General features: G+C 63.6%; 7 protein-coding genes. 4 read left to right on the top strand and 3 right to left on the bottom strand.

Going from position 1 to position 8422, the window contains the following annotated elements; all coding sequences use genetic code 11:
- Nucleotides 1–186: 186 nt before the first annotated feature.
- Both ACM9LZ_RS25365 and ACM9LZ_RS25360 read right to left on the bottom strand, forming a co-directional pair.
- A complete protein-coding gene (locus ACM9LZ_RS25365; protein WP_416622293.1) occupies nucleotides 187–1791 on the bottom strand; it encodes a phosphoenolpyruvate carboxykinase in 1605 nt (534 codons plus the stop codon).
- Between the two features lie 194 nt (nucleotides 1792–1985).
- Nucleotides 1986–2753 carry a HugZ family pyridoxamine 5'-phosphate oxidase gene (locus ACM9LZ_RS25360; protein WP_416622292.1) on the bottom strand — a complete coding sequence of 256 codons (768 nt, stop codon included), beginning with the start codon at nucleotides 2751–2753 and terminating at the stop codon, nucleotides 1986–1988.
- Between the two features lie 145 nt (nucleotides 2754–2898).
- Here ACM9LZ_RS25360 and ACM9LZ_RS25355 point away from each other — a divergent pair, with 145 nt between their 5' ends.
- Both ACM9LZ_RS25355 and ACM9LZ_RS25350 read left to right on the top strand, forming a co-directional pair.
- A complete protein-coding gene (locus ACM9LZ_RS25355; protein ID WP_416622291.1) occupies nucleotides 2899–3597 on the top strand; it encodes a response regulator transcription factor in 699 nt (232 codons plus the stop codon).
- Nucleotides 3598–3609: 12 nt separating this feature from the next.
- Nucleotides 3610–5337, top strand: a complete 1728-nt coding sequence (locus ACM9LZ_RS25350) for a stimulus-sensing domain-containing protein (protein ID WP_416622290.1) — start codon at nucleotides 3610–3612, stop codon at nucleotides 5335–5337.
- Between the two features lie 222 nt (nucleotides 5338–5559).
- Here ACM9LZ_RS25350 and ACM9LZ_RS25345 read toward each other — a convergent pair whose 3' ends face one another.
- Complete coding sequence (locus ACM9LZ_RS25345; protein ID WP_416622289.1) at nucleotides 5560–6099, bottom strand: SH3 domain-containing protein; 540 nt, start codon at nucleotides 6097–6099, stop codon at nucleotides 5560–5562.
- 395 nt (nucleotides 6100–6494) lie between these two features.
- On the opposite strand from ACM9LZ_RS25345, the gene ACM9LZ_RS25340 reads away from it, so the two are divergent.
- Nucleotides 6495–7739 carry a tyrosine-type recombinase/integrase gene (locus ACM9LZ_RS25340; protein WP_416622288.1) on the top strand — a complete coding sequence of 415 codons (1245 nt, stop codon included), beginning with the start codon at nucleotides 6495–6497 and terminating at the stop codon, nucleotides 7737–7739.
- Nucleotides 7736–8341, top strand: a complete 606-nt coding sequence (locus ACM9LZ_RS25335; RefSeq protein ID WP_416622287.1) for a hypothetical protein — start codon at nucleotides 7736–7738, stop codon at nucleotides 8339–8341. Before ACM9LZ_RS25340 ends, ACM9LZ_RS25335 begins: the two co-directional genes overlap by 4 nt.
- The last annotated feature ends 81 nt before the right edge of the window (nucleotides 8342–8422 follow it).

Below are 8422 nucleotides of genomic sequence, written 5' to 3'. Positions count from 1 at the left end.
CCACGTGGCGCGCGGCGGCAGTCGCCGCCGATACCATCGGTCAAGATTTTCGGCCGCTGGTATCGCCGAGGGGTTGACCCTTGGCTGACGGGGGGCTGGAAAAGGCCTAAAACGGCAGGGGCCGGGGGATCGCTCCCCCAGCCCCTGCCGCCCCTCCCCGGTCCGGAGGGTGGTGGCGTGTCGTTATCAAGCGGCCGAACGGATGCCGGCGCGCACGACCTTCTCGTCCACCTGGTCGGCGAACTGGGTGAAATTGGCCTCGAACCGGCGGGCCACCTCATGGGCGGTGGCGTCAAAGGCCTGCTTGTCGGCCCAGGCGTTGCGCGGCAGCAGCACGTCGGCCGGCACGCCGTCGCAGCCTTCCGGCACGGCCAGGCCGAAATTCGGCTCCGGCTTGTGGCTGACGGTGGCCAGCTTGCCGTTCAGCGCGGCATTCACCAGCGCGCGCGTATGGCCGATCTTCATGCGGCTGCCGGTGCCATAGGAACCGCCCGTCCAGCCGGTATTGACCAGCCAGCAATTGGCGCCGTGGGTCTTGATCTTCTCGCCCAGCAGCTTGGCATAGACGGTCGGATGGCGCGGCATGAACGGGGCGCCGAAGCAGGTGGAGAAGGTGGCCTGCGGTTCCGTCACGCCCTTTTCCGTGCCGGCCACGCGGGCCGTGTAACCGGACAGGAAATGGTACATGGCCTGATCGGCCGACAGCTTTGAGATGGGCGGCAGCACGCCGAAGGCATCAGCCGTCAACATGATGATGTTCAGCGGCTGGCCGCCGCGGCCCGTCTCGCTGGCATTGGGGATGAAGTCGATCGGATAGCTGGCGCGGGTATTCTCCGTCAGGCTGGCATCGTCCAGGTCCAGCGCGCGGGTCCGGTCGTCCATCACGACATTTTCCAGCACCGTGCCGAAGCGGCGCGTCGTCTCGTAAATCTCCGGCTCGGCCTCCGCCGACAGGCGGATGACCTTGGCATAGCAGCCGCCTTCGAAGTTGAAGACGCCATTGTCCGACCAGCCATGCTCGTCATCGCCGATCAGGGTACGGCTGCTGTCGGCCGACAGGGTGGTCTTGCCCGTGCCCGACAGGCCGAAGAAGATGGCCGTGTCACCATTGGCGCCGATATTGGCCGAACAATGCATGGGAAGCACGCCCTGCGCCGGCAGCAGGAAATTCAGGATGGAGAAGATCGACTTCTTGATCTCGCCGGCATAGGAGGTGCCGCCGATCAGGACCAGCCGCTTCTTGAAATTGATCACGACGAACACGTCGGAACGGGTGCCGTCACGCTCTGGCACGGCATGGAAATCGGGCGCCTGGAGGACCGTGAAGGACGGTTCGAACTGGGCGCGCTCCGCCAGGGGCGGACGAATGAACATGTTCTGGGCGAACAGGTTGTGCCAGGCATGCTGGGTCACGATCCGCACGGGCAGGCGATATTGCAGGTCGGCCCCGGCATAAAGATCCTGCACGAACACCTCCCGGCCCTGCAGGAAGGCGGTGATGCGGGCATGCAGACGATCGAACGCCTCTTCCGTGAAGGGCTTGTTGGGACCCCACCAGATGTCGTCGGCGGTCGTCTCCTCCTGCACGGTGAACTTGTCGTTGGGGGAGCGGCCGGTATGCTGGCCGGTAATGGCGACCAGGGCGCCGTCCTTGGACAGCTTCGCCTCGCCGCGGCGCAAGGCCTGCTCATAGAGGCCGCCGACGCTGAGGTTCCAATGCGCGGCCTTCAGATTGGTCAGGCCCAGGTAATCCAGACCGAAGCTGCTGATGACGGGACCGGTATGTTCCACGTTGGATTTCTCCCTTGACTTGGCATCCGCCGTGCCCGTTCGCCGGAGCCCGCGGCCATGTAGCGGGAGAAACACCTGCTACGCGGCATTTTATGTAACGGCTGATGTTTACTTACCGTTCCTGCCCAGCCCTGACAAGTACCGCCGGGGCACAGGTCCCCTGTCGGAACGCCGCAGGCCGGGCCACGGGCTGTTCAACCTTTCCGCCCGCGCGCCTCACCGGCCAGCCGGACCAGTTCCGCCCGCGCCGCCTCGGCATTCCGGACACGGTTGTCGAACGCAAGCCGGGCCGTCAGGGTGCCGCATCGCAGGTCGCAGCCCTCCGGATCGATGCCCGTCATCCGCCAGTCGCCGGGCGGCCGGTCCAGCAGCCGCGTGGCATAGAGGCCGATCGCTTCCGCATGGTCGTCGTTCATGTGGGCCACGATGTCCGTGGCACGGCCGGCGAGGGAGGTCCAGTCCACGGGCGCCAGACGCAGATCGGTAGCCGAAAGCCCGTGGATGCGGCCGAAGCCGGCCACCATATGACCCCGCCGCGGGTCCAGCCGCCACAGCGCGAAATCGCGGAAGCCGGCATAGGCGCTGGCCGAGGGGTGCCGGGCGATGAACCGTTCCAGCAGCCGCGTATCGCCCGACCGTTCGGCATAGCCCTGCACCGACAGGCGCGGTCCCGTCAGCCGGTCGGCATGCCCGCCGGTCCCGTCGAACAGCAGGCCGCAGCGCGGATCGCCTTCCAGATTGCGGGTATGCTCGGCCAGACGTGAGATCAGCAACAACGGCGTGGCGTCCAGGTCGAAGGCTACCAGCACCAGCGAGGGCATGGGCCATCCGTCCATCCCGCCCTGCACGCCCGGGCGTGACAGGGTGGCCAGCGTCGCCTCGCCCGATCCGCGCATCAGCGCCCGGGCCTGAAGGCCCGGATCGGCCAGTTCCGGTTCCATCTCCTCTCCGACGACCGCCATATGACGCCTCCCCCGCCTGTCCTATGTCATTAACGGCTCTTTTCGATGCCGCATTCATGACATATTGAAAGTGAATCTGGCTTTGGCAAAGCCGGTCTTTCGGAGGTAATCCGCATGCAACCGGCAAAGGCGGGAGAAGATTAAGGTGGCCCAGACGATCGCCCTGGTCGATGACGACCGTAATATCCTGACATCCGTGTCCATCGCGCTGGAAGCCGAGGGGTACGAGGTGCGTACCTATGGCGATGGGGACGAGGCCTTGCGCGGGATCAGTTCGCGCCCCGTGGACATGGCCGTGCTGGACATCAAGATGCCGCGCATGGACGGGCTGGAACTGCTTCAGCGCCTGCGCCAGACGACGCAGATGCCCATCATCTTCCTGACCTCCAAGGATGATGAGACGGACGAGCTGCAGGGCCTGCGCATGGGGGCCGACGATTACATCACCAAGCCCTTCAGCCAGCGCCTGCTGATCGAGCGCATCAAGACGCTGCTGCGCCGCACCGAACTGGCCCAGGGCAAGGGAACGGCCCCCGATCCCGGCCAGACGCTGGTACGCGGCGATCTGGTGCTGGACGGCGCCCGCCATCTCTGCACCTGGCGCGGCAAGGAGATCGACCTGACGGTGACGGAATTCCTGCTGGTCAAGGCCCTGGCCATTCGCCCCGGCCACGTGAAGAACCGCGACCAGTTGATGGATGCCGCCTATGGCGAGCATATCTATGTCGATGACCGCACCATCGACAGCCACATCAAGCGGCTGCGCAAGAAGTTCAAGGCCGTGGACGAGGATTTCCAGCAGATCGAAACGCTGTACGGCGTCGGTTACAAGTACCGGGAATAAGGGCGGTCGACGGTGAAACGACCGTTCCGCGCTTCGGCAGGCAAGACACCGGAGGCCCCCGCCAGCCGCCGGCGGGTGAGGCATTTCTCGCCCCTGACACTGCGCATCCTGGCCGTCAACATGCTGGCGCTGGCCACCCTGCTGGGTGGCCTGCTCTACCTTTCCACTTATCAGCAATGGCTGATCGACAAGGAACTGGACGCGCTGACGACCGAAGCGCGGATCTTCGCCGGCGCGCTGGGCGAAGGCGCCATGCAGCCCGTCCTGGATGAGTTCAACGAGCCCGCCAACCAGCTTTCCTATGAACTGGCGCGGCAGATGGTCCGCCGCCTGGTGGAAACCACCGACACCCGCACGCGGCTGTTCGTGCCGTCAGGGGAACTGATCGCGGACAGCCGGGTGCTGGGCGGCCCCGGCGGGATGGTGCAGATCGAGGAACTGCCGCCGCTGCGTGACGGCAACCGGCTGACGGAAATCGGCATCTCCATCTACGATTATATCGTCAATGCCGTGCCGGAGCGGGAGCATCTGCCCGCCTATCCCAACGAGCGGGACACGACGGCGGAAAGCTATTCCGACGTCATGAAGGCCCTGTCGGGGGAAATCGGCCGCAATGTCTGGCGCATCGCCCGGCCCGATGGCCGGTCCGACATGGTGCTGACCGTGGCCGTGCCCGTCCAGCGCTACAAGAAGGTGCTGGGCGCCGTCTATATCTCGCGCAGCGGGGTGGCCGTGGACGTGGCCGTGCGGGAATTCCGCATGGACATCCTGCGCCTGTTCGTGATCACGCTGGGCGTGACGGTGCTGCTGTCCTTCTATCTCGCGGGCACCATTGCGCGACCCATCCGCCGGCTGGCGCAGGCCGCGGACGAGGTGCGCCACGGGCGCGGGCGCGAGGTGACGATCCCCGATTTCTCCCGCCGCCGGGACGAGGTGGGCGACCTGTCGGCCGCCCTGCGGGAAATGACGGCAGCCATCTGGAACCGCATGGACGCCATCGAACGCTTCGCCGCCGATGTTGCGCACGAGATCAAGAACCCCCTGACAAGCATGCGCAGCGCCGTTGAAACCGTGCAGCGCGTGAAGACCGACGAACAGCGCCAGCGGCTGCTGTCCATCATTCATCATGACGTGCAGCGGCTGGACCGGCTGATCAGCGACATTTCCAATGCCAGCCGGCTGGATGCCGAACTGTCCCGCGCCCGGTCCGAACCGGCCGATATCGGACAGATGCTGACCATGCTGGCCGATATCCACGATGCCACACTGGGCAATGCCGAGGCTCTGCGTGAAGCCGCCGCGGAGGCCGGAACCGATGCCGCCGGCCTGCCGCCCCCGGTGACGGTGGAAGTGGAACTGCCGCAGACGCGAACCGGCCTGATCGTGCCGGGACTGGAAGGGCGGCTGACCCAGGTCTTCCAGAACCTGCTGTCGAATGCGCTGTCCTTCTCCCCGCCCGGCGGTGTCGTGCGGTTCAAGGCGAAATCCTTCGCCGACCGGGTGGAGATCACCTGCGAGGACCAGGGGCCGGGCATCCCGCAGGGCAAGCTGGATGCCATCTTCGACCGGTTCTACAGCGAGCGGCCGAAATCGGAAGCCTTCGGCAAGCATTCCGGCCTGGGCCTGTCCATCTCCAAGCAGATCATCGATGCCCATCAGGGCCGCATCTTCGCGGATAATATCCAGGATGCCGACGGCAGCGTGAAGGGTGCCCGCTTCACCGTGGTGCTGCCGCGATAGGCAACACCGGGACGGAAGCGACCGGACCGGTTTTCCCCGCTGGAGCCCCCGTATCTCCGTTGCCCGGAAATACGGGGGCTCTCGCTTTCAGTTCCTCAAGCGCCGGGCGCCGCCATCCGGCGGCTTGGGCTTGCGGCGCACGGGCGTCGGGCCGGCAGTCACCGGCCTATACCAGGGGCATGAGTCACAAATTCATGCCCCTGGTATAGGCCGGAAAACGGCTCAATCGTCCACCGTCTCGTCGGGGTAGATACCCCAGAATTCGCCGCGTTCCAGCCAGCCGTGATAGCCCTGGATCTCCACTTCGCACCAGGCACCCTTGCAGGCGATCAGACGGCCCATCACACCGGGCTCGGCCTGGGCCACCGCGGCGGCCGAGGCGCTGGGCCGTTCCCGCACGGTCCGAAGTTCGCCCGTGATGACCAGCATGCGCCGGCCGGACAGCATGGACTGGTGTACCCAACCCTGCGTGCCCTCCACATCGCGGATACGGCGCCACGTGTCGAATTCCGCCGTGACCTCCACAGGCATGCCGGGACGCACGAAAACCCATTCGATGGGATAGGAACGGCCGGGCCCGGTGCGCAGATTGACTTCCGCGGAACGCAGCGAAACAAACCGCGGCACGGGCAGACCGCTGCGCACGATCATGTCGGACCGGGGGTCCGTTTCCTGGCCCAGCCCCACGGTGGGAGTGAACAGGAACGTGGCCGCCACCACCCCACCGAGCAGCAGGCGTGCCGTACCGGCCGATACCGTCATCCACACCTTATTCGCCCTGTTTCCAAGCACTCCCGGCCCCGCCGCTTCGCCGCCACATGGGCCGGACATTCATGCCCCTTTTTGCCGTACCGCGAATGGCCGGGTCAAGCATCAGCGACGATCACCCCCAGTTGGAAGGCGGGGGAAGACCAGTACTCCCCTTGCCCCGGGATTCGTCACCGGCCGCCGGCATTTCCTCAGATTTTTAAGGATGAATGGCGGAGAGGGTGTCCGGCAAACTACAATCCGCTGGCACCCGTAGGCATCAAGTTAGCACCTGATATTCCTCGCATTTATAAGCAATACCGCCTTGTTCCTGTCCCGTTCCGTCCCATTGCGTTCCCATAAAACCGGTGTATTATTGGGGAACGTTTTTGGGAACGGAGGCGGCAGACATGCCCCGCAAGCTAAGCAATGTCCTAACTCCGCTTACCGTTAAGAATGCGAAGCCAGGACGGCACGCGGATGGGGGCGGGCTGCATTTGCTGGTAAAGGAAACTGGCGCGCGGTCATGGGTGTATCGCTTCATGCTTCAGGGCAAGTCGCGCGACATTGGCCTAGGGGCAGCGGGACCGGGGGGCATTTCCTTGGCAGATGCCCGCGCGGCGCGCGATGCACTCCGCCTCAAGGTGAAGGCGGGCACTGACCCCCTGGAAGAACGCCAGCGGGAAGCCTCAAAGGCAGTTACGGCGGCTCAGGCGGCAGCGATAGCCGGAATCACGTTCCGGGCTGTCGCAGAGGCTTATATCGGCGCGAATGAGGCAAGTTGGCGCAATGACAAGCACCGGCAACAATGGCGCAACACGTTGGCCAGCTACGTCTATCCCGTCATGGGCGAATTACCGGTTGCCGACATTGCCACGGCGCATGTTCTGACAATTCTAGAACCCATTTGGAAGGACAAGCCAGAGACGGCTAGCCGCGTCCGGGGGCGCATTGAAACGGTGCTTGATGCAGCCAAGGCGCGCGGATACCGGGAGGGAGAGAACCCGGCCCGCTGGCGTGGCCACATTGCGCAAATCCTACCGCCACGCACCCGGCTTAAACGCGGCCATCACAAAGCCATGCCTTATGCAGTCATCCCGGCTTTCATGGTGAACCTGCGGACGCGGGAGGCGATGGCGGCGCTGGCTTTGGAGTTTGTCATTCTCACTGCGGCGCGCACCAATGAAGTGCTGGGAGCGACATGGGCCGAAATTGACCTGGATAAGGCAATCTGGACAGTACCGGCATCGCGTATGAAGGCGGCAAGGGAACATCGCATTCCGCTGTCGCCGCGTGCGGTGGAGATTCTGTTGACTGTCCGGCCATTGGGGACGGCTAATCTGTTTGCGACCGACAAGGGCGGCAAACTCTCTGCAATGGCCATGGCAATGCTGCTTCGTCGCATGAAGTTGGATTGCACCGTTCACGGCTTCCGATCTGGTTTCCGGGACTGGGCAGCCGAATGCACCGGATACGCCCATGAAGTTTGCGAAATGGCGCTCGCCCATGTCGTAGGCAATAAGGCCGAAGCGGCTTACCGGCGCGGCGATCTGTTCGATAAACGGCGACGGCTCATGGCGGACTGGGCAACCTATTGCGCCAGTGACGGCGCGGCTGGTGCCACGGTTACTCCAATCCGGGGGGTAGTGGCATGAACAATGCGTCAAACGCTGAACTTATCAGCGGGCACATTAGAGCTGCGCTGGAAGCTGAGCCGGGTAGCGCTGCTGCAATAAGTAGTGCCCAACAGGCAATTTTTTACAGTGTTCACGAAACGATGAAGGCGCTCCAGCCCGCGTTAGCACCGCTGTTGTCTCCGGCAAGTTTAGAGGAAGCCGAGGCAATACGAAATGTGTGGATAGCCAAGCTGCGCTTTATCAACGGTTGTTTGGCACTTCCCGATCTGAGCGACCTATCCGTTGCGTTACAAGAGTTGAACCGAGGCGTGACAGCCGAGGCCTTGCGGCCCAATGGAACTATGCAAGGCGGCAAGCCCAGCACCGAGCGGCTTCGCCTGATGTCATTGGTGGTTGAAGCAGCCGACGAATTAAAACGACAATGCAAAAAAGACGCTGAATATCGCGCCGAACTCAATAGGTCTCAAACGGCACACTCTACTGTAGAGAAGTATAGAAAGGCTATTCATGGCCTTCCCGAATTTCAGCCGCGAATGGGATGGTCGATACGATGGAGTGAGCAGCCAGAAATAGTGCTTCAGCACCTAGTTTGGGCGATAAAGGCACTCGATAAAAGGTAACGTTTTCAAGGGTGTCACAGCTTTTCCAACGAAGTCATGACGCGCCTTTGTTTGGCATTGCTGTCGAACATGTGACAACTA

This window comes from Niveispirillum fermenti, assembly GCF_048066175.1.
Taxonomy (GTDB): Bacteria; Pseudomonadota; Alphaproteobacteria; order Azospirillales; family Azospirillaceae; genus Niveispirillum; species Niveispirillum fermenti.
The sequence above is the reverse complement of the archived record's forward strand: the minus strand, read 5'-3'. Positions and strand labels throughout refer to the sequence as shown.